The sequence below is a fragment of the Planktothrix agardhii genome (assembly GCF_904830935.1).
GTDB classification, from domain to species: Bacteria; Cyanobacteriota; Cyanobacteriia; order Cyanobacteriales; family Microcoleaceae; genus Planktothrix; species Planktothrix agardhii.
On sequence record NZ_LR882952.1, the window covers coordinates 3245901 to 3269186 of the forward strand.

Consider the following 23286-nt stretch of genomic DNA (forward strand, 5'->3'; position numbering starts at 1 on the left):
ATGGGTATAATTATTCTAATATTGATTAATAAGTCAAAGATATCTTGATTCAAAATCGCTATTAAAAACACCATAGAAACCCATGCCTCGCACACCTACATTATCCTTTGATCGGGGTACACTTTTATTACATCCTCCCCCAAAGGGAAAAAGTTGGATTGATTTTGTGACCTGGGATGATCGGGTAGAAAAATTTAGAAGTCCGGCTTTTTATTATCGCAATTTAGTAGAAACTTTACGCAAAAATCAAGTAGATTTTATCGATCAAGCTCATAATTTTAACCGACTAGAATTAACTCCCAGTTTTGAAATGCCCCCCTATCTTCATCAACAGGAAGCATTAGCAGCTTGGCAAGCGGTAGGAAGTCAAGGAGTGGTGGTTTTACCAACAGCTTCAGGGAAAACCTATTTAGCTCAATTAGCAATGCAAGAGACAGGATATAGTAGCTTAATTATTGTGCCAACCTTGGATTTAATGCACCAGTGGTATGCCCATTTATTAGCGGCTTTTCCTGATATTGAAATTGGATTATTGGGGGGAGGATCAAAGGATAGAACCCCAATTTTAGTGGCAACTTATGATAGTGCAACGATTAATTCTGAGACATTAGGAAATAAATATGGACTGTTAATTTTTGATGAATGTCATCACTTACCCACGGACTTTTATCGAGTTATTGCGGAATATTCCCTCGCTCCTTATCGTTTAGGGCTAACAGCAACTCCTGAACGTTCAGATGGTAAACATAGTGATTTATCCTTGTTAATTGGGTCTACGGTTTATCGCAAAACCCCAGAAGATTTAGCGGGATCGGCATTAGCAAATCATCGAGTTCTACAAATTTTAGTTAAACTTTCTCCCAAGGAAAGAGAAACTTATCAAGAACAAATGAAAGTCAGAAATGAGTTTATTAAAGAGAATAATATTAAATTATCGAGTTTAGAAGGTTGGAAACAATTTGTAATGTTAAGTGCGCGATCGCCTTTAGGAAGAAGGGCAATGTTAGCCCACCGACAAGCTAAGGAAATATCATTATGTACTAACGGAAAATTGAGGATATTAGCAGATTTATTGAGTCAACATCATCTGGAAAAAACCCTAATTTTTACCGCCGATAATTCAACGGTTTATAAAATTTCTCAAAGTTTTTTAATTCCAGCTATTACCCATCAAACCCCCGTAAAAGAACGCCATGAAATCTTAACTAAATTCCGAGCAGGAGACTATAAAACCCTAGTTGCATCCCATGTTTTAAATGAAGGAGTCGATGTTCCCGATGCTAAGATAGCAATTATTTTATCAGGGACAGGTTCAGAACGGGAATATATTCAACGGTTGGGACGAGTTTTACGCAAAGGAAATACCCCCAATAAACAGGCGATTTTGTATGAAGTAGTTACGGAAGATACCAGCGAAGAGCGCACATCCCAACGTCGCAAAGGTGAAACAAAATCTCAACCTCAACCGCCCAAAAAAGTGCCTAAATCTGATTATCAGCAGTTGGATATATTTCAACCTAAACCTTTATATGGTGTTCAGAATTTTCCAGGTAAACGAGTTGCAGAATCCTCAGAAATTTGGAATAATCCAGAAGAATCTGATACCCAAAACCCATCACAGATTTAAAATGATTACGCAGATTAACACAGATTAAAATCCGTGAAATTCGTGAAATATTCTTAAATTCGTGATCCCCATTACCCATTACTCTTCTTATGCTACCTACTGAACTTTTAAGTTATAAACAACAGGGAGAAACAGTAATTCCCCTACGGCTAAATATTGATCCAAAACATATCAATCTAGCAACGGATGTGATTCAATGTTTTGAAGAATCTGTGAATAAAACCCAAGGGGAATTAAATAAACGCTTACAGGAATTTGAAGGGGATAGTCCTGACTATCGGTTAAAAAGAGGGTTAGCCCATTTATTAAGAAGTGGTTTTTGTACTTTTGAGATAGTTAGTCCCCTAGAACCTGTGGAATTACGACAAAAAGTATTTACCTTATCCGCCAAAACAATACCCAGTTTAGCCGCAACAGAACAGACATTAGAACAGTTAGCAACTCAACTAACTCAAGACTTAAATCGAGAGGTTTTACCCCATCAAATTTTATCGGGTATTTATGCAGATTTACAGGAAAATCGGATTTTAACCCAATTAGATTCTCCCACTCCAGAAGCATTATTACATCGGTATAATTTATCTCAAGTTCAGGGAATTTTCTATCAAGCAAGTCAAATTATTATTAACGCCTATCGGAATGATCCAGGGGAATATAAACTCTTATTTCGCTATTTAAAATTATTCCAATTAATGACTTACATTGAAGGAGATGCAGATCACGGTTTTACTTTAACTATTGATGGCCCAACCAGTTTATTTAAAGCCAGTACCCGCTATGGTTTATCTTTAGCTAAAATGATTCCCGCCTTACTTCATGTTACCAAATGGAGTTTAAAAGCTAAATTACAACAACGTGATCCCTATACTCGGGCGATAAAAACGGGTTATTTTAGTCTAAATTCTGATTGCGGTTTAGTCAGTCATTATCCTCCGGGTAAACCCTATGATAGTATGATTGAACAGTCTTTTGCCGAGCGCTGGAATACCTTAAAAACCGAGTGGAAATTAGAACGGGAAGTCGATTTAATTCCGGTTCCAGGTAGTGTAATGATTCCTGATTTTCGCTTAGTTCATCCCGATGGGAGAATGTTTTTATTAGAGATTATTGGTTATTGGCGACCGGAATATTTACAGAAAAAGTTTTATCAAGTTCAATCTTCTGGCTGTGACTATTTAATATTAGCAATTTCTGAACGATTGAATTTAGAAAATGCCGGAATTAATATTAATCGTCTCCCGGTTCCTGTGGTTTGGTTTAAGGATAAATTATCTCCGAAGGCGGTATTAGAAATTTTAGAAAATCAGGTTGACAATTTGAGCATCTCCTAAAATTGCAATTTTGGCAAGGAGAAAGGGAACGAAATCAAGGACATTGGAAAGGAGAAATTATGGCATTTAGGAGACAAATTAACAAGCAACTTAAAAGCAGTCCTAGTCTAAAACCTTATATTTTAGAAATCTTTGATGAATGTTATGAAGATGCGCGAAAAGAAGCGAGCGCTCGTTCTCAACTTCCGTTAGATACTTTTCCGGTAATTTGAATTGGATCTTTAGAACAAATTTTAGATGAAAATTTGTTTCCGATTTAACTTTTCTCTAATTATGCTCACCTCAATTCTCCACTTATTTCGAGATTCATTTCTTTCAGCAATATGATTGATTTTCGAGATTTAGAGTGTTTTTTTAGTATAAATTATTATTTGCTTGTTATGTAATTAATTTTGTTTACCTACTTATAATTAGCTAGAAGCATCAATTTCCGCTAATTCTAACCATCTTTCTGTGGCATTATCAATTTCTATGATAATATTTTCCACCTGTTGATGCAAGTCTTGAACATTAGAAACCGCCCCCGGAGGTGCATAATATAATTTCTGTTCTAATTGGGCTTTTTTCCCTTCTAGTTCAGCAATTTTTGTCTCTAACTTTTCATATTCTCGCTTTTCTTTAGAAGATAATTTCCGTTGTCCGCTTTTATCCCAAGAATACCGTTGAGACTTTTCCGAATCTGTACCCGCAGATAAGTTTTTTTCTTCTGTTTTTACCCCTTGACGACTTAACTCTAATTCCTCGGCTTTTTTATAATCTAAATAAACCGAATAATTCCCCGGATATTGTCGTAAAATTCCCCCTGCTTCAAAGGAAAAAATGGTTTCTACTGTCCGGTCTAAAAAATATCGGTCATGGGAAACCACAATTACACAACCATTAAAATCCTCTAAATAATCTTCTAAAACCGATAATGTTTGGACATCTAAATCATTAGTAGGTTCATCTAAAATCAATACATTGGGCGCACTCATTAATACCCGCAATAAAAATAACCGTCGTTTTTCACCCCCAGAAAGTTTGTTCAAGGGAGAATATTGTTGATTAGGAGGAAACAAAAACCTTTCCAACATTTGTGATGCTGTAATCTGGGTTCCATCGGCAGTTTTTACAAATTCTGCAACTTCTTTTAAGTAATCAATCACACGCTGATTTTCATTCATCGCCGCCAACAAATCCTCCGAATGTTGGTCAAAATAACCGATATGAATTGTTGACCCAATTTCTACTATTCCCTCATCTGGTTTGATTCTACCCGTAATCATATCTAATAAAGTTGATTTTCCTACCCCATTTCCCCCAATAATTCCTAAACGGTCATCGGGATTAAAACTATAGGTAAAATCTTGAATTAAAGGTCGATTATCATAGGACTTAAAAACATGGTTTAATTCAATAACTTTTTTACCGATGCGACGACCGGGCGTGGAAATTTCGACTTTCCCATGGACTTGTTTAAACTCCGTATCTTGCAGCCCTTCAACCCTTTGAATCCTGGCTTTTTGCTTGGTACTCCTAGCTTTTGGCCCCCGTCTTAACCACTCTAATTCCCGACGCAAAACCCCCCGATGTTTGCGTTGTTGACTAACAGCAATATCCTCAGCTTCTGCTTTCTTTTCTAAAAAATAAGAATAATTTCCCCCATGGGTAAATAAATCACCTCGGTCTAATTCTAAAATTCGATTGGTTACTTGGTCTAAAAAGTAGCGGTCGTGGGTAATTAATAATAAAGCCCCGCGATAATTTTTTAAATAATCCTGTAACCATTCCACGGAAGCTGCATCTAAATGGTTTGTAGGTTCATCCATTAATAAAACATCCGGTTCTACTAATAATGCTGTTGCTAAAGCAATGCGTTTGCGATATCCCCCCGATAATTGGCGAATGGGAGTATCAAAATCTTCTATTCCTAATTTTGTTAAAATAATTTTAGCTGTGTTTTCTAATTCCCAAGCATTGGTGGCATCCATGCGTTGCATAACTTGGGAAAATTGCGTTAAGAGTTGGGAATCTTCAGGATGTTTTGCTAATTTGTGGGAGAGGTCTTCATACTCTTGAATTAGGTGCATTTGTTCGCCACTATCGGCAAAAATTTGTTCTAAAACCGTGAGGTTTTCATCTAAATTAGGTTGTTGGGGTAAATAGATAACTTTTGCCCTGGGATTAACCCAAAGTTGCCCTTCATCAATAGATTCTTGTCCCGCAATCATCTTTAATAAAGTTGATTTTCCTGACCCATTGGTTCCAATTAAACCGACTTTATCCGTCGCATCTAAACTAAAGTTAGCATCTCGGAGAATTTCTTTGGTTCCAAATTCTTTTTTAACGGATTGTAAGGTAAAAATAGACATAAGCGTTAAGGGATTAAAAATAGATGATTGTAGCAGAATAAATTAATTCACGGGAATCTACTATAATTATACTATGAAATAGCCGAACTTAAACCGATAAAAATAGGTAAAGTATGATGTCAGCAGATTTACTGTCTCGAATTTCTATTGACCCTAATATTTGTTTTGGTAAACCCTGCATTCGGGGTCATCGCATTTGGGTGTCTCTAATCTTAGATTTTTTAGCCAGTGGAGTCACCATTGAATACCTTTTAGAAGAATATTCTGGAATAGAACGAGAAGATATTCTAGCTTGTATTGCTTATGGTGCTGAATAATTAGAGGGTTTAGTAATTCCTTCTGCTATAAACCCTCTAATTATTTAGGAATTGTGGTTATTCATAACTCATTTCTGAAGTATTCCCTAAATTAAATAAGAAGGGAATCATGCTTTTATCATCCCCATTCATAATTAACACTCTTGGCATTTGAGAACCGCCTTGTTTCCAGGCTTCAATTGCTTCTTTTTGTAAGACTAATTCTCCTCCCGTTGCTTTCAAAGTTTCTGCTAATAAACGTTGAGCTTCCGCCGTTCCTTTTGCTCGGTTAATATCAGCTTGAGCTTGTTGTTCTGCTTCCTGGGCAATATAAACCGCCCGTTTTGATCTTTGTTCAGCAATTTGTTTTTCTTCAACTGCTTTAGCAAATTCAGGAGAAAATGACAAATCAACCACACTGGTATCTAAGACAATAATTCCATATTTATCTAATCGTTCATTCAAGGCTTCATCAAAGTCTGATTTTAATAATTCCCGTTGAGTAATGGCTTCTTCAATGGTTCGTTTTGCCGCTGCAATTTTAAAGCATTCTTGGGTTTGGGGAGCCACAACTTTAGAAACAACATTTTGTAAGGTTCCCTGTTCTCGTCTAATTCTGACTACTTGTATCGGGTCAAGCCTAAAGTTAATGGCAAAACTTGCCGATAATTCTTGTAAATCTTTTGTAGAACTTTGAGCCGGAACTTCAAATTTTTGTACCGTCAAATCGTAAATATCAACAGCAGAAATTAAGGGCGGTTTGAAATGAATGCCTTCTAATAATACCCCATCTTGAGCTTTTCCTAAAATACTCAATACCCCAGCTTGACCTGGGTTAATAATCACAAAAGAATTGACAGAAATCAAAGCTAATATTGCCAAAGCAATTCCGAAAATAATACTGGTTAACCCAGCTTGTGGTTCTGCACTTTTCATGAAACTTACTCCAATTGATAAAATAATTATACCGTTATTGATCAAATCTGAACCACAGCTAAGGTTAATCCGATAGAATTGATTATTGTTTACAAAATTTTCTTTGTCTAGTTTCTTCAGTATCTTGCCAGTCATAACCATAATGACTAAAAGCATTAATTTGAGGAATTGTGCTGTAAATATCTATCATTTGTTGTTCCAAAGACGGGCGATTTTTGATCGATTTTCCCCAGTCTCCCGCTAAAGCTGGGATAACTTGAGTTCCTGGGGGCGCCTGAGTCACAACTTGCTGCACTTGAGCCGTAATACAATTCACCTGACCACAGACAGCATAGGACATGGGATGCCATTCAATCGAGGGCGAAAATTGATCCCAAGGCTGCATTCGAGAGTCAAAACCCATCTGTCCAATTCTGCGATTTCCTTCGGGAAAAAATACCGCTCCGGCTGGAATTCCTTGGCTTTGTACGGGTTGAGTTGCTATTGCTAAAAAATCTAAAACTCCCTGTCTAGCATGGGCAACACTTAGCCGCCATAATTGTAATTGTAAAGTTTCTCCCATCTTGGGAATAGAGGCTAAAGTCTTCCACTGTTTTTCATCTAGCCAATAGGGTTTATCCTTTTCATCTGGATGCTTTTCATTCACTGTTTTAACATCTATTTCGGTAATAAATCCCTGCTGTAAAAATCGCTGCATCAAGTCTCGCCCTTTCTGACTACTGGCTCGATTTAAAAATGCTTGTTGAGAATATTCTCCATAAATCCATAGGTCTTTGACTTTTGAGGCAACGGAATCTGCTCCTAACCCTTTGGGATAGCGAACATAGTCAAATAAAACCCCATCGGGACGACGTTGTAAGATGGCATTTAATAAGGTTAAATAATCTTGTCTGGCTACGGGATGATAGGGGTCAACAAACCCTTGATTCACAAAACTTTCCCCATATTCGTCTATTTTGGTTTGGTCTACTACTGCTGTTGTGGTGGTTTCTCCTTTCCCATTTATGGCTAAAACTGATGTTCGATCTGGTTTTAATGTGTAAGTATAGCCATAGTTTAACATAAACATCCAAGCATAGACTTTCAAACCCCGTTGTCTACCTTTTTGGATGGTTTCTGCTAATAAATCTTGGTTTTCTGTTCCAGGTATTCGGATAGCTGCTGGCCATGCCGTGGGATTCTTTGCCGAAGGTAATAAGACTTGACCATCATAAAAGACTTCTAAATAAACTTTGTTATAACCTTTGTTAATAATATTATCTAAAATCCGATCAATTTCTCCGGTTCTCGTATCACAGGGATATAATCTTAACCAAATGGCTTGATTTTTAGGGGTAATTTGTTGACGACATTGATTGACTTGTTGGGCGTGTTGAGTTAGAATAGTATTATAGTTTTTAACAGCTTCTGAATTTCCCGTTAATACGGCTTGTCGTAAACTTTCTTTTTGGGCGATGGCTTGGGGAGATAGTTTGCAATAGGCTAAGGTTTGAGAATTAGCTACAGAAACTAATAAAAAAGGATTTAAGGAAAGGGTTATCAAAAAATTTAATAATAACCCTGAAAAACGGCGTTGCTGAATCATTAAATTTGACATAAAATTTTATTAGATTTTACTACATTTTCAAGCATTCACAACGTTCTAAATAAAATCAGTAGGGAAACACACTGATAAATAGAACCCGCCCGTATAACTGATAACTGATAACTGACTATGCTCCTCGACTAACGGCAATTTCTACTTGTTTAAATTCCTGTTGCAAACGTTCTTTTAACTTATCTGGGATGGGACGGTTAGGATAGGAGCTATAATGACCCGCTAGGGCGTTGAGGGCTGTACGCATGGTAGTAAAGGAACTCAGGGTGGTTACGGCACTATCGCGACGGTAACGAGCGATAAATTCGTTAATGATTTCCTTGGCTTGACCTTGGGCCTCGGCCTTCTGGGGAGCATCTTCAGGTAACAGAATCGCGGTTCTCAAGCTATCGACAACAACTAAAGTATCTTTAGAATAATTGCCCGTTAACATTCCCGATGGACTTCCACTGCATCCGACTAGAGTAACGGCAGCCACGAGAACTAGGGCTAACAGACGAGAAATGTATTTTTTCATGAGCTTTATTACAATTGGCATTAAAAATTATAATCAAAATCTGGGTCTATCCCCATGCTGAAATAGATTTTTTTTGATTTTCCCCTATTTTTGATTAAGAATAGGGGGGATAATTGTTATAGAAAGTGATTTAAAAAAGTTTCAACTTCTGTTAAGGTAGGTTGGGCTGAAATAGCACCTGGTTTTGTTGTAGTTAATGCCCCGACTGCACTGGCAAACCTAACTATTTTTTCAGCTATTTTAGGATGATTAATTGATTCTATTCCTAATTTACAGAATTGATCAATAATTCCGGCGGTAAAACCATCCCCGGCTCCGGTTGTATCTTCTACTGTAACAGAAAATGCGGGTATTTTCCCATAATTCCCTGCTAAGTAATAGGTACAACCCCCTTCTCCGGCGGTGACAAATACTCCTTTAATTTGTAACTGTTTAGCGATCGCTTCTGGATCTATGGTATTAAATAATAATTCTGCTTCTTCGTCGGTTAATTTCAAAAAATCGGCATTGTGAACAAAGTTTAAAATCAGTTCAATTGCTTGATCGCAATTTTGCCAAAACATCGGTCGCCAGTTAATATCAATAAATAATTTAACGTTATAATTTTTAGCTAATTTAACGGCTGTTAATATAGCCTCTTGACTCTGTTGATAGGCTAACTCTAATGTTCCTAAAACTAGGAAATGTGCAGTTTTAAATAAGTCTTTTGGAAGTTGTTCAGATTGTAAATAAGTATCAGCAAATTCAGTGGTTTTTCGCTCTCCAAATCCTGCAAAACTGCGATCGCCCTTTTCATCTCTCACTACATAAACAATCCGAGTCGGCGCACTAGAATGCCGTTGAACTCCGACAATATTAACCCCAGTTTGAGTTAATACTTCTACTAATTTATCTCCCGATTTATCCTCCCCAATACAGCCAATAAAAGCCGTAGAAATCCCTAATTTCACTAATCCACAAGCCGTATTTGCCGGAGCACCTCCGGGGTAATCTGTCCAAGATTTAACGGTTTCTAAGGGTTTTCCTAATTCATTTGATAACCGATCAAATAGGATTTCACCAATACAAATCACTTGAGGATGAGTCATAATTTTTCACAATAATAAACATTCTAAACTATTGTAGGGTGAGTCAGCAATGCGCAAATACCAGCACCCAGACTTGCATTTATAGGACTTACACACAAGACCAAAGAAACCGGGTTTCTGGCCCTAATTTTGCGGATGAAATCTGGATTTCTCGTTCAGAAACCCGGTTTCTGCGTAAGTCCTAATTTACTTATAAATATAATAGAGAGTTTGCCTCATTCCATCCCGGTTATAATAAGTTGTCACTTGACAATTTGAGTACAATAAACTATAGTTTATACAAGCTCAGAATTTTATGTCTAGGAAAAAACATCCTAAGCCAGAAATTGAAGCAGCCTTGAAGTATGCTGAACAAAATGGATGGCGTATTGTAGAGGGGGGTTCTCATGCGTGGGGAAAGATTTACTGCCCTTATAATGACAATGATTGTCGCTGTGGAGAATTTTGTATTGCCAGTGTTTGGAGTACCCCTAGAAATCCAGGTAATCATGCTAAACTAATCCGTCGTGTTATTGATAACTGTACTATTCATAATCAAACAAAAGAGAAAGAGGAGAACTAAAAAGGTGTCAGAATATAATTTTATTTTAAACTTTAATCTCCCAGATACTCAAGTCAATCCCGATAATTACCTAGAGAGTTTAGCAACAGAAGGCTGTGATGATGCCTTAATTGGAATCGGTAAAAAGGGGAAAATTGCCCTCAATTTTATCCGTGAATCTTCATCTGCTAGAAAAGCAGTTTATAGCGCAATTCAGGATGTGAAACGGGCTATTCCCCAGGCAATTTTGACTGAAGTTAGCCCGGATTATATTAGTTTAACCGAGGTTGCTAAATTGCTCGGATGTACAAGGCAAAATATTCGTAATTTGTTGATAAAGAGTGAAGAAAAATGTCCCAGACCTATCTATAGCGGGACTCCTTCTATCTGGCACTTATCAGATATATTGAACTGGTTATATGAGGAGAAAAAATATAGAAATAGAATTGACCCGACTTTATTAGAGTTATCTAAGGTTAGTAAGGATTTTAATATTGTTAGGCAATGGGAAACAGTTGATTCTGAAGAAAAGGAAAAGATTCAATTATTATTGGCGGAAACTTGTGCTTAATTGACTAATCCCTGGCATTTGTTGTAAGATTGATTCAATAATATTCATAAGGCAATTTGTTAAGCTGGTATATTTTTTTAGCTTAACTTAAAAGAGTGCCTTTTTTCTGTTTTATTTGGCTTCAGATTACACTTACTTTTTTGGTTTCTGGGGTGGGCTACGTTAGTGAAGCTTGCCGTAGGCATCGCTTCCCTATTTAAAAACTGTCCGAAGTATTGCTGAGGTAAGCTGTTGTAATAAATCCATCTGAGTTACTTACTTCCAGATAAGCTGTTGAGCATTTAAACTGCATATTTTAGAGGCTGAAACCCCTTACTGGCTTGGATCGCCTCGAAAATTTAGATAATTAACAGCTTACACCACTACTAAAAACTTCCTACTATCAGGAATTAGGGAATAAAGGAGGTTTTTACAGTTTTCATTTATTCTCGTACTTTTTCCAAAAAAGTTATTTTTTCAAAAGAGCGATCAAGGTTGATAAAATTTGCTCCTTCAAAATTCTTCAGGGCATTAGAAGCTTGTTCCCAAAAATAAATTTCAACGGCCCACCCTTTTTTTACACAACGCTCTAGTGCCGGAATTTGGTCTTGATCTCCTGTGACAATCGCTATAGTACCTGGAGTTGGGTTATCCTCTAATGTATCTCGAATAGCGTTGGTTAATTCTGCATCGACTCGTTTTTCTTTTCCTGTGAATGTACTACGATCAAAAATTCTTGGTTCGATTCCAACGGTTTTTAACTGATTCCAAAATGAATCATTATTGGGAGGTCGAGAGCCAACAAGCACTGTTTCTGCAAGTTTTCTTCCTTGTCTAATTTCCTCCAGTAGATCACCATAGCTAATCCGAACACGAATTACGAGTTCGTCATCGTAGAAATATTGCTGACGAGCTACTCTTTGAGCTTCAATGAATATATTAGAGTTATCTATGAACAAATGTAATCCATTCATTTGCGATTGCCAAAGTTTGACGGAACTATTATACCACAACGACTTGAAAAAAGGCAAAAGGAAAAAAAGCTTTAGCTCATCAACAAAAACTAGAAGAAAAAATGCGTAAGTCCTGACCAGATATTTCTTGTTGCTAGTTTCTACCTAGCAATACTTTAATCAGGCTCCGCCTGCTGTTAACGGGAGGCTCTGCCTCCTGAACAGGGTTCCCTGGTAGAACCAGGGAACCAGAGTTTTTAGTTAAACAATATAAGGAGAATCAACAGCTTGCGCCCGATTAACGGCTACCAAAGTTTGATAGAAAATTGCAGCAATTTCCCCACGAGTAACATCTTTTAACGGGTTAAAAACCTCTTTTTTCGGGTAATTAACCACTATATTTAATTCCGTCGCCGTAATTACTGCATTGGTAGCAAAAGCCGGAATTTGAACACGGTCAGTATAAACGCCCAAACTATTAGATGTTCCCCCGGTTAATTTCAACCCATTGACTAAGGAAACAATCGCTTGAGAACGAGTTAAATTTTGATTTGGTCGGAAAGTTTTATCGGGATAACCTGATAGGAAACCCGCCCGATTTGCCTTGTCAATTGCCTCTTTTCCCCAAAAATTTGCCGCCACATCGGTAAACACAATTCCTTCCCGAATTGGTGTTAATTCAAATGCTTTCATTAACATCGCCGCGTGTTGGGCGCGGGTTAAGGTGGCATCGGGTTTAAACGAACCATCGGGGAAACCGCTAATAATCCCCATATCCGCTAACCTTTCAATAAAAGTTCTCGCCCAATATCCGCCAATATCGTTGAATTTCGCCCCTCCAGGAACCGGAGTTGGAGTCGGTGTGGGACTAGAGCCGCCGGGGGTCGGTGTGGGACTAGGGCCAGGAGTTGGGGTTTGATTGGCTGTAAACTCAATACTTCCCAAAGTTCGGGTCGGGTTAATTTGATTTCCCACAGAAACTAAGGTAAATTTACTGGCATTTTGAACATCATATTTGCCATTATCAACAAATACATTCCCGCCATTATCTTGAGGGCTACCAATATCCGGGGCAGAATCAGCAATTACCGTTAAACCATCTTGAAGATTTTTCTTAATTTGATTTTTTCGTAATACGGGTTTAGACTGTCCTGATAACACAATCCCAGACCGATTTTCCAGAATTTCGTTTTCAATAATTAAGGGAGAAGCTTGGGCTTGGACAGAAATAGCATATCCGGTATTTTGGAATTTATTCCCCCGAATTTCCCCCTTAGCATTTCCCCCCAAAGCAATTCCATTGCCCACATTTTCGATAAAATCACTATTCGTCACCGCAGCAATGGCCGTTCCCGTGGCAAAAACCCCTTCCCGTTTGGATTTCGTCAGGGTACAACTGCCGATATTACAGTAAACCGATTCTACCCAAATTCCAGTCCCTCGCGTTTGGTCATTGGTAATGCTCAACCCCTTAACCGTTGAGTTATTTTCCATCAAAATCGTCACATTTTGAGCCGCCGAACTGGGACTACTGAAGCGACCACTCCCCACAATTACGACATCTTTGCCCTTGGTCGTCTCATTCCCAACAATAGTTACTCCCGACCGCACAATTAACGGAAACGCTTCCCCCGTAGTGGCGTTATAGGTTCCTGGAGCGACTTGAATCAGGGTTCCCGACTGGGCACTGATAATAGCTTTAGCAATGGTTTTTAAGGGGGTAGATTGACCGCCTGTGGCCGAATCATTCCCGGTAGCCGAATTAACAAATAAGGTTGCAGATGCGGCGGTTGGTACGCTTTGAGTCACGACTTGTATATTTCCTTTAACGCGAGTAGAACTAAGAATATTTCCAAAGGATGTTAGGCTGGCAGTTCCGGCATTTTGGACATCAAAACCGCCATTATTCCGAATAGTATTTCCCCCTGGGGTTTGGGCGGTTCCTAAATCCGGTGTAGCTTGATTCATAATTACCACCCCATCCCCGGTATTGCGTTCAATTAAGTTTTGGCGCAAAATCGGTTGGGAGTCCCCGGCAATTAATATCCCAGAACGGTTTTCTACAATAGCATTATCCCGAATTAACGGAGCAGCTTGATTTTTAAGAGAAATCCCGTATCCGGTGTTTTCAAAGGTATTTCCTCCGATTTCTCCTTTGATATCCCCTTCGATGGAGACTCCATAGCCTTCATTTTGGACAAAAATACTATTGAGAATCTGAGGATTTCCCGAACCTACGGCATAAATCCCTTCTCGTTTGCATCGGGTAAAGGTAGAATTAGCAATTATCGGAGATTGAGATTCAATCCAAACTCCCGTTCCTCTAGTTTGAATATTGGTAACGGTGACGCCTCGCAATTGGGCGTTATTTTCCATCAAAATTGTGATATTTTGACTCCCAGCACTGCTACTGCTATGGAGTCCATTCCCTTCGATTAAAATGCCACTGCCTTTTCCCGACTCATTCCCGATGACTATGACACCATCTGCGAGGATAAGGGGAAAGACTTCACCACTTGAACTACTATAAGTTCCTGGTTCTAGGTAAATTGTGGTTCCCGACTGAGCTTGGGAAAGGGCTTTTTTTAGGGTTTTAAAGGGTTTATTCGACTCCCCGGAACTAAAATCATTTCCAGTGGCGGGGTTGACGTAAAGAGTTACCATAGTTTTGTTTTTGTTGAAACTATCTGCGCTTTATTGTAAACTTTAGTTACACCCTTCGTGTTAGGGATTCGGTCAAAAAACCGGAAAAATTCAATTTATTTTAATATTATTGTTTTGTTAGTTACACCCTTAGAGGGTTTGAGCCATTAAGGGTGTTTGTTGTAATTTTAACCGTTGAATGTGCGATTTCGCCATTTGGATAGTTGAGATTCTCCAAAGGAAGCTAACCCATGCAGTTCTAAAACCCGTTTTTCCAAAACATTAATTAAATCATCTTGTTCTTGCAGATAGTTTTTTAGGGCATCATAACTAGCAGTTCCTTGATGTTGGGTTTTAGTGGAAATTAAACTCGCTAATTTTTGTTCCAAAGTTGCCATTTGTGTTTTTTGAGTCGCACAGAGATATTCTAAATTATGATAATTATCTTCTGAAATACTATGATCTAACTTTGCTTCTAATTCCGCAATTCTCCCTTGTTTAACTTGCAGTTCAGCTAGAGAACTATTGCTTTTTTCCACTTCTTTTTCCAGGGTTTCAAGGCGCTGGTTGAGTTGCAATATAGTATTTTGTTCCTGTTCTAACTGGTTTTGCAAGGCTTGGTGAGTTTCTGCGGTCATCGTTTCTGTACCCTGATGTTGGAGTTGTTGTTGTAAATCAGCTAGGGTTTGTTTTTGTTGTTCTGCTTCTTGTTTTAAGGTTTGATATGTTTGGACAGAAACGGTTTGAGCGAGTTGCTGTTTTAACTCTTGAATCGTATTAGCTTGGGCTTCAATCTCCTGTTTTAAAGCAGTATCATCAGTCGCAGGCGCAGGAGATTCTACGTTAACGGTGGCTGTGGTTTCTTCCTCTGGGGTAGCTTGGTTTAAATGTTCTTTAGTCAAACGTTCAAATAATTCTGATTTTGATACCCCTAATTCCTTAGCAAGCACCTCCACCTGTTGAGCAGCATCAGCCGTTAAAGAAACCGTAACTTTTACTTTGTCACTAATGGCAGAAGTGTTACGGGTAGCAGGAGTCGTGCGTTTTTTTCTATTGGTGGACATGAGAATATATTCCTTAAAAATTTCACTGAGGATGCAAAGATTTAGGACTTGGGATGTTCTTTGAACTTAACCCGAAATTTAAAATCGTTTTTGATCCCAAATTGTTAATTTGATGGCGGTAGACTTTCAATTGTGAGGTTATAGGGCTCACTTTTGGGCAGGATAAACGTTGACGCTTTGAATTCCGGTTCAACATTATCCCGCAATCGCCTACATTTAGCAGTATAGGTTGGTGCAAACACAAAAAACTGTAAATTTTGTAAAGAATGAAGAAGGCGGTCTGTGGAGCGGGTATCGTCGCTCGCTAAGGGTGTAGGGAAGATTATAGCAATCCGTGTATGAAAAAAACAATGTAGGGTAGGGGTTGGGAGACAAAACCCCGACGAGAAAATATTACTACCTCGGCGGGGATTGCTATATAATTATTAGTCTAGGCTTCTTGTGGGGACTCACCAGAATTATCAACTTATTAATTAGTGAAAAAATCATGCTAAAAACTTTCAATGCTATTTTAAAAAACAATTCTATTCAATGGCTGGATCAAACTCCAGATATCAACTTAGATAATTCAGTTGAAGTTAAAATTACTTTTTTAGAAGAAGAAATATCAACGAATGCAACTAAATCTAATGGTCAAAAAATGTCTGAAGCCTTAAATAAATTAGCAAAAAACAATGTCTATTCTAAAATCAATCCTCAAAAATGGCAACAAGAAATTCGTCAAGATCGTTCCCTTCCTAATCGAGATTAAAGTTTTTTACATATTTCCCAAAAATAGAAGACAATTTAAACATAATTTTATCCTGTTTTATTTTAGTAACTAAATACCGTTGTTGTAAAGATTGTAACCCATTAATTAAATCCGTTGATGATAATTCTACACTTTCTCTCAATGTTTCTCTGGATAAGGGTTGCTCAAATTCACTTAATTTTAAAACGATTTGTTGTTCAATAGGTGAAAGTCTGTGAAATAATTGGTTAAACTGCGATCGCATTTCCTGAGTAATCACTAATTCATTCTCCGCTAAAAACTCAGCAACATCACCATCAAAAATATTTTTAATTAAAATAGCAATACTTTTTAAACAAACGGGATTACCTTCATATAAATTAATTAAATTTAACCAAGATTCATCATTTTTTAATCCTTTATTATTCAGAATTTCCAGATCATATAAACCTGATAAATCTAAACAATTAATCGGATATAATTCGTTTTCCCAACCTTGCATTTCTGGACATTGCTCTTGACTGATTAAAATTAAGCTTTTTATTGTAGGGTTGTTGAGGGCGCGATCGCTCATTTTAAATCTCTGAATGGATTGATAATCTGTAAAGTATCTTCGATGATTAAACTATCTTGCATATCTTCTGAATATAGAATAGTTATATCGCCTAAAATTGCACTAGCAATGATTATACTATCCCAAAATGAAAATAAATAGCAATCCCGCAATTTTACAGCATACTGAATTGTTGCAAAAGAAACAGGTAAAATTTCACAGCCCGCTCCAAAATCATCAATTATATTTTGAATCTGTGAATTATCAAATTTGGCTTTGCGAATTAAATTTGAGCAGACTTCATTGACAACCTGCGTGCTAATAACTAGGTTTTCTTGACTGGTAATACTTGTAGCTATTTGTTGTTTTGCTCTAGCATCTGAATCATTAGGATTAACGATAAAACGATAGAGCCAAATATTAGAATCAACAAAAAAACGTTGAGGTTTACCAGCGTTCATTCGCTTCCTCTCTTGTCAGGGAATGAAAGTTAGGAATCACAAGAGGATTTGCTGTTAGTTTAGCAATAATTCCCGTTTTAGGAAAGCCTTTCGTTTTTTTCATAGATTCCGATTCTATAATCAGTTTTACGGTTTGACCTTCTGTTAATTGGAAATCAGCTAAGGGGCGAAAAACCCCGTTTTCAAAAACCGCATCAAAACTTTGTTGCATAATGAATTAGGTGATTATTTAACTGCTTGCTATTATAACCTATTTTATTGTAGGAGTGTTGAGAGTGCGATCGCTTTTGCTATTTTGTGCTAACATTAAATTTAATGCAAATTTAGTGCAAAGTCCCCAATCATGATTAATCTAAATCGAGATATTCAATCCCTCTCCACCTTTAAACGGAATACAAATGAAATGATTACCCAGATGAAAGAAACAGGTAATCCTATCGTTTTAACTGTTAATGGGAAAGCCGAATTAGTAGTACAAGATGCTGGATCTTATCAAAAATTACTGGATTTTATAGAGAAATTAGAAACTATTATTGGGATTAAAAAAGGATTAGAAGATATAGCAACAGGTGACACACAACCTCTAAATCAATTCATCGAAGAAATGCAGCAAAAACATGGAATTTCAAGTTAAATTAACCCGGAATGCTAAACTAGAAATAGAATCTGCTTATCTTTGGTTAAAAAATCTTAACCCTAATTATGCTGATCAATGGTTTAGAGATTTAATGAATACTATTGCTACTTTACAAGATAAGCCAAAACGTTTTGCTTTAGCTAGAGAAAACGATGATTTTCCTGAAGAAATCAGACAAATTATTTATGGGAAATCAAGGAATAAATACCGGATTATTTTCACCATTCGAGAGGATATAGTTTATATTCTTTATCTTCGTCATAGCGCACAATCTTTAATTACTTTTAATCCCCTTGATCTGGAGTAAAATTATTAATGCGATCGCTTTTTATTGTAGGGTTGTTAATGGTGCGATCGCTTTTTAGTCTAAGGCAGTTAGGAGTGCGATCGCTTGAAGTACACTAATTTACAAGTCAGGATGTTTTACTGTTGAAATAGATAAACTTTGAGACTTTTTAATAAATTTTTCATCAAAAGTATAAAATTCTAAACAATGATTACTTGAAGCTAAATGAAAAGCATCGGCAAAATCTATACCATTTTCATGCCATTTAATAATTTGTAGAATTAATTTTTCATTTGTTAAATAAATATTCGGTAAACCCAAAACCTTTCTAAAAGATTGGCAAATTTCTAAAGGTTTAAACTTGTAAGCAAACCGCAAAACCCATTCAGTTTCCAAGATGACAGTATCAGGAATAAAAATATTTTTATTTTTGAACAATTCTAAACTTTGTTGATACTGTAATTCATCATCTCTAGTAATAAATCTAACAATAATATTAGTATCAATAGCAATCATTGATTCCATAATTCTTCTATTCCCTGAGCAATTGCTCGATCCATTTCTTCAATTGTTTTGGCTTTTCCTTGATACTTCAAACACCCAGCAACTTCATCTAATGTTGTTTCTGGGAAAGTTTTTTTAGGCTTTAATAAAATTCCATCACCTAGATTAATTATGATTAATTCTTGACCCGCTTCCCAATGATACTGATCTCTTAAGATTTGAGGAATAGTAACTTGACCTTGACTTGACAATTTAGTAGTTTCCATTGAAATAATATTTACATACTTTTTCCTATCTTAAGTTTAACATAAATTACTGTGTGTATCAAACCGATCATTATGCGATCGCTTTAGGGTTGTTGAGGGTGCGATCGCTTCTTGAGATGTAAGGGAATTAGGAGTGCGATCGCTTTTTATTGTAGGGTTGTTGAGGGTGCGATCGCTATATAACACCTCTAACAAAACTTCAACTTATCACTCTACCCAATTCTCTAAACTTAAACCCTCAACTCTCAATAAATCACTATCATTAGAAACCAGAATTAAACCTTTAACAATAGCAGTCGCAGCAATTAAAATATCTTCTGTTTGGATCGGTAATCCTCTTAACCTTAAATTGGCATGAATTTCGGCTGCTTTCTCTAAAATTGCTAAATCATCTAATAAAATAATTTTATAATCTTGGCAAAATTCATTAAATCTCTCTAGTTGTTTAGTTGCTTTTACTGCAAATAATCCTCTTTTAATTTCAAAATAAGTAATGCAACTGATACAGAGTAATTCTTTTTGAGATTCTAATTGTTTGAGCTTTTCCTTAACTTTAAGATTATTTTTCAGGGATAAGGAAACAATATTAGTATCTAATAAATAACTCATACTCATCTATTTCCGTTTAATTACTTCATCAAAAATAGCCATTTGTTCAGGTGTTAATTCATTCAAAGTTCCCGCCACTGCTTCTGTCACCATAATCAGACTACAATGTTTCTTTAATTCCTGATCTGACATCGTGTTAAATTTTTCAAAAGGTAAGTTTTCTTGAAAGAGTTTAAATAACTCTTCAATCATTTTTGACTGATTCAGTTCTTCTTTAAACAAAGGACGTTCTTCCATTAAAATCGAAACAACTTGCTCAATTCTTTTGATCATGGATTCTTGTCTAACATCAGTTGATAACATATTGATTGCCTCCATTCAAATACAATTAGATAACCATTCTAATCTTAGCATATTACAGAAATCTTGTCCAATGATGTTCAAAGATATACTTTTGTTGGTGTAAGGGGTTTAGGAGAATTTGGGATATGGGGTGTAAGGGAGTTAGGAGTGCGATCGCTGCTATAATATACACAGGTAACTTTAGGTTAGGAAAATATTATGAACTTAGTCACCTTAAATCAATCAGGATTTATTGAAATTCCCGAAATTATTAGACAACAATTTAAAAATCAAGAAGCCCAACAAGTGTGGTCAGGAAAGTTACCCGCTTTCCAATGTTGACGTAACTTAACCTCTGCTCTAACTAAAAGATGTTGATAATTTTCACTATTAATAGGTTCAATTTCTTGAATTGTTCCCTGATGTTTATCAAGATGAATCTTTCCTAAATGTTCAGAGTCACTTCCAAAATTATAAGTAACACCTTGCTCATCTTCGTTGACCTTAATTAACATTACATAAAAAGCCATAAAACATTCCTCTAAATAAAGTTTAAATTGATACTCATTAAGGAGTCCATGTTCTCCCTGACTTAATTGTAGCATTATGGGAAGTCCGATAATCAGTTTGAAATATTCCCTCAAAACGAGCTTCAAAATATTCATGCTTCAATAACCTTAGATCCTGATCATTATAATCTCCTTCTTGTAACCTAAACCAAGCATCAGCAATATCAGGATCAGGATCAAACAACCTGATACCATCATCTAATTGATGTTCTTTAAAAAATATATGTTCCTTAATTTTTGCAATTTTAACCTGAGAAAACCCCGTCTTTTCAGCAATTATCTGAATATCATTGGTTGCTCGTATTTTCTGGTAAGATTGTGGTGCATAAACCTCCCATCGGTTAAGATATTCATCAAGTTTACCACCAGTAAAACTAGATAAAATTCCCCGTTTTCTAATTCCAAATAAGACTAAAATTAGGATGATTATGAAAACAATAATAAAGTCAATAAATGTCATTTTTATCAGGAAACAATATTAGTATCTAATAAATAACTCATACTCATCTATTTCCGTTTAATTACTTCATCAAAAACAGTATCAGGAATAAAAATATTTTTATTTTTGAACAATTCTAAACTTTGTTGATACTGTAATTCATTATCTCTAGTAATAAATCTAACAATAATATTAGTATCAATAGCAATTATCAGGAGGAATTTTAACAGAACGCAAGAATGCAGCACTTTCTTCGGGTAAAGCGGTGTTAATATACATTCCACTGCCTAATTCAAATCCGGCGGATAAAGAAACCCTAGGAATTAATGCAATATACCAATGGGAATAATCGGTGCGTTGTTCGGCGGTGGGAATTGAACGAATAGTATAATTATAATCGGGATTATTTAAGCCATAGTAAAATTTAGCTAGAACATTTTTTAAGGTTTTAGCTAAATCCAAGATTTCCACATCTGTAATTTCATCAAATGAGGAACTATGACGACGGGGAAAAATCCAAGTATGGAAGGGAGAAAGGGCGGCATAGGGAATAAAAGCAACGAAATGTTCACTGGTAAAAACAATTCGTTCTTGGGCTTCTAATTCTTCCTTTAATGTGCGACAAAAAATACATTCTCCGGTATCATCATAATGACGAATTGCTTCCCTAACACGGTCACGCCATTGATAGGGAACAATGGGAATTGCAGCAATTTGGGAATGAGGATGTTCTAAAGAAGTTCCCGCTCCTTGACCATGATTTTTAAAGATAATAATAGTTTCTACCCGAGCATCTTGGCGAATATGAATATAACGTTGGCGATAAACTTGAATCACATTTGCTATATCTTTAATTTCCATTAACGCCATTGTTAAATCATGGCGAGGATGTTCAATGACTACTTCATGAAACCCAAACCCTGATAAAGAGTGAAAAATACCATCGGTTTCTCGGACTCTTTCACCTTCAGGAGATAAAGCAGGATACTTATTAGAAACAACGCGAACTTTCCAGTTTAAATCATCCGATAACCGCAATATTTCTCGACCTCCAGTTAACAATTCATTCCCTGGACAAAAGGGACAATTAGAACGATATTCAGGAGTGGGAATAAGTTGGGTTTCAGTTTTAGTAAATTCATCGGGTCGTTTTGCCCTTTCGGTGGCAATAATTACCCAATCTCTGGTGATTAGATTCTGTCTGAGTTCAGTCATATAGAAGGGAACAGGCAACAGGGAACAGGGAATAGCCCCCCCAAACCCCCCGTGCACGCAGGGCTAGGGGGGGGAGGGAATAGGGAATAGGGAACGGATAACAGGGAACGGAGAACACCGGAGGAAAAGAGTATGTATTAGTCTTTGTCCTAACCGCACAGGCGCATTTGCTAATAAAAAGGATTGATTATTTTTTATGGCTGTTTAAACCTCTTTTTGTTCCTAGATAAACGGCAAAACTTCCTAACCAATGACTTCCGCCATAGAAATTACCAGATACAGGATTTAACCCGACTTGGTAATGAAGATTTGCTACAGTTTTCAAAGCGGGGATGCGGTTATCTGTTGGTAATAAACCAGAGATTATCCCTTCTAACATCCACGCCCGACTCAAGTTTAACCCATCAAAATGGGATTGTCCGTAATCTTCAGGATTATTAATAATAATCGGAGAAAACCAATCGGTTTCCAACTTTTGGGGAAGGTGGGGTAAAAAAATAGTTAACCATTCTCCAAATTCAAAATGCGGTAAAATCCGGCGCATTAAATCTGCTTCCGCTAGACAGGGAGAGAGAAAATCATCACCCAAGGGTTCACAATGGAGGGAATAATTGTAATCATGGTAATAAAATTTTTGGATTTTATGTGCAACTTCTTCTAATAATTGTTGATGCTGAGTTAAGGTTGCCCAATCCCAAATTAATCCCAATGCAAAAGCTGTTTGATTATGTAATCCGGTGCGGTTGGGATAGGATAAAGTTAATAACCATTTATGAATATTATTAATAATAACAGTTTTTAAAGGTTGTAAATATTCTAATAAGATTTTAGCTTGTTCGTCTTCCCATTCAGTCAATTCGGCTATTAATTGTAAAAACCAAGCTAACCCATAGGGACATTCAAATCGAGGCTGAGATTGTAAAAATTTAGCTTCTATTTTAATATGTTCTGGGGTAATATTTTTAGTTAAAATATCTCTAGCAGAAGACACAAAATCCCCATCGGGAAAATATTTAATTAACCGAGTTAACATCCAATGGTTATGAACCGCCGAATGCCAATCTAAACAGCCATAAAATGCCGGATTAAGTTGTCGATGGGGAATTAAATCCTGAGAACTTTCTAACCAATAATATTGAATATGAGGATATTCTTGTATAACACATTGCAAGCCAAACTGAGCAAATCGGTTAGCTAAATTTACCGGAAATATTTCTGATTCTAAATTCATGATTGGAATA

At 36.6% G+C, this 23286-nt stretch carries 29 protein-coding genes; 9 read left to right on the plus strand and 20 right to left on the minus strand.

From position 1 onward, the window contains the following. The first annotated feature begins 82 nt into the window (after nucleotides 1-82). From NMG88_RS15180 to NMG88_RS15190, 3 genes are all read left to right on the plus strand, one after another. Nucleotides 83-1627: a DEAD/DEAH box helicase gene (locus tag NMG88_RS15180; protein ID WP_227350651.1), complete on the plus strand. Its 1545-nt coding sequence runs from the start codon at nucleotides 83-85 to the stop codon at nucleotides 1625-1627. A gap of 89 nt (nucleotides 1628-1716) precedes the next feature. After that, complete coding sequence (locus NMG88_RS15185; RefSeq protein ID WP_042154322.1) at nucleotides 1717-2958, plus strand: DUF790 family protein; 1242 nt, start codon at nucleotides 1717-1719, stop codon at nucleotides 2956-2958. 2 nt (nucleotides 2959-2960) lie between these two features. Further along, nucleotides 2961-3170 (plus strand): DUF29 domain-containing protein, encoded by a 210-nt coding sequence (locus tag NMG88_RS15190; RefSeq protein ID WP_081846377.1) that lies wholly within the window; start codon nucleotides 2961-2963, stop codon nucleotides 3168-3170. A 198-nt stretch (nucleotides 3171-3368) separates the two neighbouring features. On the opposite strand, the gene NMG88_RS15195 is transcribed toward NMG88_RS15190, so the two are convergent. Next, entirely contained in the window at nucleotides 3369-5309 is a 1941-nt protein-coding gene (locus NMG88_RS15195) for an ABC-F family ATP-binding cassette domain-containing protein (RefSeq protein ID WP_042154320.1), read from the minus strand. 113 nt (nucleotides 5310-5422) lie between these two features. Here NMG88_RS15195 and NMG88_RS15200 point away from each other — a divergent pair, with 113 nt between their 5' ends. Further along, complete coding sequence (locus NMG88_RS15200) at nucleotides 5423-5626, plus strand: DUF433 domain-containing protein (RefSeq protein ID WP_043937747.1); 204 nt, start codon at nucleotides 5423-5425, stop codon at nucleotides 5624-5626. A 57-nt stretch (nucleotides 5627-5683) separates the two neighbouring features. On the opposite strand, the gene NMG88_RS15205 is transcribed toward NMG88_RS15200, so the two are convergent. From NMG88_RS15205 to NMG88_RS15220, 4 genes are all read right to left on the minus strand, one after another. After that, a complete protein-coding gene (locus tag NMG88_RS15205; protein ID WP_026787710.1) occupies nucleotides 5684-6541 on the minus strand; it encodes a prohibitin family protein in 858 nt (285 codons plus the stop codon). An 82-nt stretch (nucleotides 6542-6623) separates the two neighbouring features. Further along, complete coding sequence (locus NMG88_RS15210) at nucleotides 6624-8138, minus strand: family 10 glycosylhydrolase (protein ID WP_254034816.1); 1515 nt, start codon at nucleotides 8136-8138, stop codon at nucleotides 6624-6626. A gap of 115 nt (nucleotides 8139-8253) precedes the next feature. After that, nucleotides 8254-8655, minus strand: a complete 402-nt coding sequence (gene psb27 / locus NMG88_RS15215) for a photosystem II protein Psb27 (protein ID WP_214560368.1) — start codon at nucleotides 8653-8655, stop codon at nucleotides 8254-8256. A gap of 116 nt (nucleotides 8656-8771) precedes the next feature. Continuing rightward, on the minus strand, nucleotides 8772-9743 hold the full coding sequence (locus NMG88_RS15220; RefSeq protein ID WP_254033984.1) for a carbohydrate kinase family protein: 972 nt from the start codon (nucleotides 9741-9743) through the stop codon (nucleotides 8772-8774). Nucleotides 9744-10038: 295 nt separating this feature from the next. Between NMG88_RS15220 and NMG88_RS15225 the strand changes: the two genes are divergently transcribed. Together NMG88_RS15225 and NMG88_RS15230 are read left to right on the plus strand one after the other, a co-directional pair. Beyond that, entirely contained in the window at nucleotides 10039-10305 is a 267-nt protein-coding gene (locus NMG88_RS15225) for a hypothetical protein (RefSeq protein ID WP_254034818.1), read from the plus strand. Between the two features lie 4 nt (nucleotides 10306-10309). Beyond that, on the plus strand, nucleotides 10310-10855 hold the full coding sequence (locus NMG88_RS15230) for a helix-turn-helix transcriptional regulator (protein WP_254035581.1): 546 nt from the start codon (nucleotides 10310-10312) through the stop codon (nucleotides 10853-10855). A gap of 422 nt (nucleotides 10856-11277) precedes the next feature. On the opposite strand, the gene NMG88_RS15235 is transcribed toward NMG88_RS15230, so the two are convergent. The 3 genes from NMG88_RS15235 to NMG88_RS15245 all read right to left on the minus strand — a co-directional run bounded on the left by NMG88_RS15235 (nucleotide 11278) and on the right by NMG88_RS15245 (nucleotide 15494). Further along, nucleotides 11278-11808, minus strand: a complete 531-nt coding sequence (locus tag NMG88_RS15235) for an NYN domain-containing protein (protein WP_042154308.1) — start codon at nucleotides 11806-11808, stop codon at nucleotides 11278-11280. A 240-nt stretch (nucleotides 11809-12048) separates the two neighbouring features. Further along, complete coding sequence (locus tag NMG88_RS15240; RefSeq protein WP_254035582.1) at nucleotides 12049-14451, minus strand: DUF1565 domain-containing protein; 2403 nt, start codon at nucleotides 14449-14451, stop codon at nucleotides 12049-12051. Between the two features lie 167 nt (nucleotides 14452-14618). Next, nucleotides 14619-15494, minus strand: coding sequence for a ribbon-helix-helix domain-containing protein (locus NMG88_RS15245; RefSeq protein WP_227382401.1), 876 nt, complete (start codon nucleotides 15492-15494; stop codon nucleotides 14619-14621). 487 nt (nucleotides 15495-15981) lie between these two features. Between NMG88_RS15245 and NMG88_RS15250 the strand changes: the two genes are divergently transcribed. Then, nucleotides 15982-16245 (plus strand): hypothetical protein, encoded by a 264-nt coding sequence (locus NMG88_RS15250; protein ID WP_026787704.1) that lies wholly within the window; start codon nucleotides 15982-15984, stop codon nucleotides 16243-16245. Here the strand turns inward: NMG88_RS15250 and NMG88_RS15255 are convergent. From NMG88_RS15255 to NMG88_RS15265, 3 genes are read right to left on the minus strand one after another with little or no spacing between them, the layout of a single operon-like run. After that, nucleotides 16232-16798: a hypothetical protein gene (locus tag NMG88_RS15255; RefSeq protein ID WP_254035583.1), complete on the minus strand. Its 567-nt coding sequence runs from the start codon at nucleotides 16796-16798 to the stop codon at nucleotides 16232-16234. The two genes, NMG88_RS15250 and NMG88_RS15255, sit on opposite strands and share 14 nt — an antisense overlap. Next, the gene (locus NMG88_RS15260) at nucleotides 16795-17238 is read right to left on the minus strand and encodes a PIN domain-containing protein (RefSeq protein ID WP_042154300.1); all 444 of its coding nucleotides are present in this window, start codon (nucleotides 17236-17238) and stop codon (nucleotides 16795-16797) included. Before NMG88_RS15260 ends, NMG88_RS15255 begins: the two co-directional genes overlap by 4 nt. Beyond that, on the minus strand, nucleotides 17225-17449 hold the full coding sequence (locus tag NMG88_RS15265) for an antitoxin family protein (RefSeq protein ID WP_235751503.1): 225 nt from the start codon (nucleotides 17447-17449) through the stop codon (nucleotides 17225-17227). The genes NMG88_RS15260 and NMG88_RS15265 overlap by 14 nt, the downstream gene beginning before the upstream one ends. Nucleotides 17450-17581: 132 nt before the next feature. Between NMG88_RS15265 and NMG88_RS15270 the strand changes: the two genes are divergently transcribed. Further along, on the plus strand, nucleotides 17582-17872 hold the full coding sequence (locus tag NMG88_RS15270) for a type II toxin-antitoxin system Phd/YefM family antitoxin (RefSeq protein ID WP_026787701.1): 291 nt from the start codon (nucleotides 17582-17584) through the stop codon (nucleotides 17870-17872). Then, nucleotides 17856-18182 carry a type II toxin-antitoxin system RelE/ParE family toxin gene (locus NMG88_RS15275; RefSeq protein WP_026787700.1) on the plus strand — a complete coding sequence of 109 codons (327 nt, stop codon included), beginning with the start codon at nucleotides 17856-17858 and terminating at the stop codon, nucleotides 18180-18182. Before NMG88_RS15270 ends, NMG88_RS15275 begins: the two co-directional genes overlap by 17 nt. Before the next feature lie 99 nt (nucleotides 18183-18281). On the opposite strand, the gene NMG88_RS15280 is transcribed toward NMG88_RS15275, so the two are convergent. From NMG88_RS15280 to NMG88_RS15320, 9 genes are all read right to left on the minus strand, one after another. After that, on the minus strand, nucleotides 18282-18686 hold the full coding sequence (locus NMG88_RS15280; protein ID WP_235751501.1) for a type II toxin-antitoxin system VapC family toxin: 405 nt from the start codon (nucleotides 18684-18686) through the stop codon (nucleotides 18282-18284). After that, nucleotides 18674-18931, minus strand: coding sequence for an AbrB/MazE/SpoVT family DNA-binding domain-containing protein (locus NMG88_RS15285; protein WP_026795486.1), 258 nt, complete (start codon nucleotides 18929-18931; stop codon nucleotides 18674-18676). Before NMG88_RS15285 ends, NMG88_RS15280 begins: the two co-directional genes overlap by 13 nt. 36 nt (nucleotides 18932-18967) lie before the next feature. Beyond that, entirely contained in the window at nucleotides 18968-19126 is a 159-nt protein-coding gene (locus tag NMG88_RS15290) for a hypothetical protein (protein ID WP_158442081.1), read from the minus strand. A gap of 12 nt (nucleotides 19127-19138) precedes the next feature. Then, on the minus strand, nucleotides 19139-19540 hold the full coding sequence (locus NMG88_RS15295) for a type II toxin-antitoxin system VapC family toxin (protein ID WP_027250071.1): 402 nt from the start codon (nucleotides 19538-19540) through the stop codon (nucleotides 19139-19141). 6 nt (nucleotides 19541-19546) lie between these two features. Beyond that, the gene (locus NMG88_RS15300) at nucleotides 19547-19843 is read right to left on the minus strand and encodes a hypothetical protein (protein WP_026787698.1); all 297 of its coding nucleotides are present in this window, start codon (nucleotides 19841-19843) and stop codon (nucleotides 19547-19549) included. A 269-nt stretch (nucleotides 19844-20112) separates the two neighbouring features. After that, entirely contained in the window at nucleotides 20113-20427 is a 315-nt protein-coding gene (locus NMG88_RS15305; RefSeq protein WP_199918583.1) for a hypothetical protein, read from the minus strand. Next, entirely contained in the window at nucleotides 20390-20851 is a 462-nt protein-coding gene (locus tag NMG88_RS15310; protein WP_199918582.1) for a hypothetical protein, read from the minus strand. The genes NMG88_RS15305 and NMG88_RS15310 overlap by 38 nt, the downstream gene beginning before the upstream one ends. Nucleotides 20852-21028: 177 nt before the next feature. Beyond that, entirely contained in the window at nucleotides 21029-22045 is a 1017-nt protein-coding gene (gene galT / locus NMG88_RS15315; RefSeq protein WP_026795488.1) for a galactose-1-phosphate uridylyltransferase, read from the minus strand. 187 nt (nucleotides 22046-22232) lie between these two features. Further along, nucleotides 22233-23276: a DUF2891 domain-containing protein gene (locus tag NMG88_RS15320; protein ID WP_254035584.1), complete on the minus strand. Its 1044-nt coding sequence runs from the start codon at nucleotides 23274-23276 to the stop codon at nucleotides 22233-22235. Nucleotides 23277-23286 lie beyond the last annotated feature (10 nt).

Coding starts and splice junctions, on each gene's coding strand:
- NMG88_RS15180 (WP_227350651.1), top strand. CDS start 83: ATGCCTCGCACACCTACATTATCCTTTGATCGGGGTACACTTTTATTA.
- NMG88_RS15185 (WP_042154322.1), top strand. CDS start 1,717: ATGCTACCTACTGAACTTTTAAGTTATAAACAACAGGGAGAAACAGTA.
- NMG88_RS15195 (WP_042154320.1), bottom strand. CDS start 5,309: ATGTCTATTTTTACCTTACAATCCGTTAAAAAAGAATTTGGAACCAAA.
- NMG88_RS15200 (WP_043937747.1), top strand. CDS start 5,423: ATGATGTCAGCAGATTTACTGTCTCGAATTTCTATTGACCCTAATATT.
- NMG88_RS15205 (WP_026787710.1), bottom strand. CDS start 6,541: ATGAAAAGTGCAGAACCACAAGCTGGGTTAACCAGTATTATTTTCGGA.
- NMG88_RS15210 (WP_254034816.1), bottom strand. CDS start 8,138: ATGTCAAATTTAATGATTCAGCAACGCCGTTTTTCAGGGTTATTATTA.
- psb27 (WP_214560368.1), bottom strand. CDS start 8,655: ATGAAAAAATACATTTCTCGTCTGTTAGCCCTAGTTCTCGTGGCTGCC.
- NMG88_RS15220 (WP_254033984.1), bottom strand. CDS start 9,743: ATGACTCATCCTCAAGTGATTTGTATTGGTGAAATCCTATTTGATCGG.
- NMG88_RS15225 (WP_254034818.1), top strand. CDS start 10,039: ATGTCTAGGAAAAAACATCCTAAGCCAGAAATTGAAGCAGCCTTGAAG.
- NMG88_RS15235 (WP_042154308.1), bottom strand. CDS start 11,808: ATGAATGGATTACATTTGTTCATAGATAACTCTAATATATTCATTGAA.
- NMG88_RS15240 (WP_254035582.1), bottom strand. CDS start 14,451: ATGGTAACTCTTTACGTCAACCCCGCCACTGGAAATGATTTTAGTTCC.
- NMG88_RS15245 (WP_227382401.1), bottom strand. CDS start 15,494: ATGTCCACCAATAGAAAAAAACGCACGACTCCTGCTACCCGTAACACT.
- NMG88_RS15250 (WP_026787704.1), top strand. CDS start 15,982: ATGCTAAAAACTTTCAATGCTATTTTAAAAAACAATTCTATTCAATGG.
- NMG88_RS15255 (WP_254035583.1), bottom strand. CDS start 16,798: ATGAGCGATCGCGCCCTCAACAACCCTACAATAAAAAGCTTAATTTTA.
- NMG88_RS15260 (WP_042154300.1), bottom strand. CDS start 17,238: ATGAACGCTGGTAAACCTCAACGTTTTTTTGTTGATTCTAATATTTGG.
- NMG88_RS15265 (WP_235751503.1), bottom strand. CDS start 17,449: ATGCAACAAAGTTTTGATGCGGTTTTTGAAAACGGGGTTTTTCGCCCC.
- NMG88_RS15270 (WP_026787701.1), top strand. CDS start 17,582: ATGATTAATCTAAATCGAGATATTCAATCCCTCTCCACCTTTAAACGG.
- NMG88_RS15275 (WP_026787700.1), top strand. CDS start 17,856: ATGGAATTTCAAGTTAAATTAACCCGGAATGCTAAACTAGAAATAGAA.
- NMG88_RS15280 (WP_235751501.1), bottom strand. CDS start 18,686: ATGGAATCAATGATTGCTATTGATACTAATATTATTGTTAGATTTATT.
- NMG88_RS15285 (WP_026795486.1), bottom strand. CDS start 18,931: ATGGAAACTACTAAATTGTCAAGTCAAGGTCAAGTTACTATTCCTCAA.
- NMG88_RS15295 (WP_027250071.1), bottom strand. CDS start 19,540: ATGAGTTATTTATTAGATACTAATATTGTTTCCTTATCCCTGAAAAAT.
- NMG88_RS15300 (WP_026787698.1), bottom strand. CDS start 19,843: ATGTTATCAACTGATGTTAGACAAGAATCCATGATCAAAAGAATTGAG.
- NMG88_RS15305 (WP_199918583.1), bottom strand. CDS start 20,427: ATGCTACAATTAAGTCAGGGAGAACATGGACTCCTTAATGAGTATCAA.
- NMG88_RS15310 (WP_199918582.1), bottom strand. CDS start 20,851: ATGACATTTATTGACTTTATTATTGTTTTCATAATCATCCTAATTTTA.
- galT (WP_026795488.1), bottom strand. CDS start 22,045: ATGACTGAACTCAGACAGAATCTAATCACCAGAGATTGGGTAATTATT.
- NMG88_RS15320 (WP_254035584.1), bottom strand. CDS start 23,276: ATGAATTTAGAATCAGAAATATTTCCGGTAAATTTAGCTAACCGATTT.